This is a genomic window from Anaplasma phagocytophilum, assembly GCF_023476575.1.
GTDB lineage: Bacteria > Pseudomonadota > Alphaproteobacteria > Rickettsiales > Anaplasmataceae > Anaplasma > Anaplasma phagocytophilum_A.
This window is the reverse complement of sequence record NZ_JAHLEX010000142.1, coordinates 1-1,877: the sequence shown is the minus strand read 5'-3', so window position 1 is coordinate 1,877 and position 1,877 is coordinate 1. Positions and strand designations below refer to the sequence as shown.

Annotated in this window: 1 protein-coding gene; it reads right to left on the bottom strand. The window is 41.0% G+C overall.

Annotated elements, in window-relative coordinates; all coding sequences use genetic code 11:
- Positions 1–643: 643 nt before the first annotated feature.
- Entirely contained in the window at positions 644–1,264 is a 621-nt protein-coding gene (gene pdxH, locus KPX09_RS05150) for a pyridoxamine 5'-phosphate oxidase (protein WP_346017246.1), read from the bottom strand.
- Between the last annotated feature and the right edge of the window lie 613 nt (positions 1,265–1,877).

The following is a 1,877-nucleotide window of genomic DNA, read 5'->3' as shown; positions in this document are numbered from 1 at the left end:
GTTTCTGACAGTGATGTAAAGGTTGTGGCCGAGTGCTTGGAACATTGAGCCTTCTGATATTGTGCGCATTCTTTAGCAGATTTCAGCACGAACTTGGCCATTTTACTTAGAATCGATAGCATAGGCTTCTTCCTCACAAGAACAAACTTTATATGCTCTCTCAAAGAATAAACTTTAGTACCTGCAACTCATATTATCCTTATGAAACTTAATTCTCTATCAAGAAGACATCAACGTAGACGCATCATCAACATGTACAGGGTGCAATGGATTTTTTCCTCCTACGAACAGGGGAATAAATGGAATTACTCTCACTAGGTTAGCTAACTTGTTGAAGAAATTGTCTCCGTCTCCGAAGACCAAACTAGACCTCAGTATGCTGCGTTATCCCATACATCTTTAGTACTCTTCTCACCTTCTAACTTGCTTTCTACATATGAAGATGTTTTTGCTATATCTACTCTCCTTGGCTGAAAATGGATAACATCCTGTAAAGACAGCTGTATGCAAGTCTATTACACAACCGCAGCAAGATTCTCGATCGTTGGGTTTAAAAGCACTGTAAACCTTGGTTACCGTAAACTGCTAGTAATACGCCAAAACTTCTAGCCTCCTACAAACTTAAGCCAGGAGCAGCTATCCGCTAAGGATACAGATAAACTGATGTCCATATCCCATCGATATTTCTACTATACTGCTTCCTATCATGCAACCTATGCTTACCATCCATCCAAAATTCGATCACGTTTGGAACTACCCTAATACCTCCCCAGAATTTCGGCCTTGGAATCTCTCGTCCTTCATATTCTCGTTCCATAAGTTCTATTTTAGACAACAGCACATCCCTATCTTCGAGGATCATAGACTGTCTAGAACACCAAGCTCCTATCTGACTCTCTCTCGATCTAGATGCAAAGTATGCATCTGACTCACTGGCATCCATAAACTCAGCAATCCCCTCTACACGCACCTGTTTATAGATAGGCCTCCAATCAAAAACCAGAGAAACACATGGATTCAAAGTTATTTCCCTTGCCTTTCTGCTTTCAAGATTTGTATAAAACTCAAACCCAGCGTCACTGTACCTCTTGAGCAACACCACTCTGGCAGAAGGCCTATTTTCAGAATCACAGGTGGCAAGAACCATAGCAGAGGGTTCCCTCACGCTCTTCACCCTTAGTACTTCCTCATACCACAAGCCAAATATGCTCATGGGATCACCACCGCACGCATCCACACGCAGGCCCTCCTTATTTATAGTCACCTCACAGGCACACTACAAAATATGCTACCATTTTTTACAAGCTTTATCGCAATATACGCAATGCTCCAAGCAACTGCTCATCTCAAAACTCTGACAAAACATACTAAGTCAGCAGTATTATGCTGCTTATATCACAATGCTGTAAAAAAATCTTCCAATACCTTTAAAGTTGCTACGTGGAACTTTTCAACACTCTTTTACAGGGCATTAATATTCCTCTCAGCAGCATATGTTGCGATGTCCTATCTAGCATCCCGCAGTGGACCTGATATACTTATCTTCACTAAGTATCTGCATCCATCCGATAATCCACTACTTTATATCCAAAAAAAATTGATGCTAAATTAACCACCTAAAATGGCAAGCTATCACTAGCACTGTTACACATTCTTACCAGACCCTAACGACAAAAAAGCACCTTTACTCATCGCGATACAAAAGTCGCTAATACGCTTATGTTAGGCAAGCAATTTACCATCTATCGTAAAACACTTACTGCTAAACATCTCCCCTGAAACAAAAGCAGCTAATGCAGCGCGTAATACGTCTCTAACCTTTAGACTCTTCATAGTCTATTCAGTTACGCGACAAGTATGCGTTCTGTGATACCACA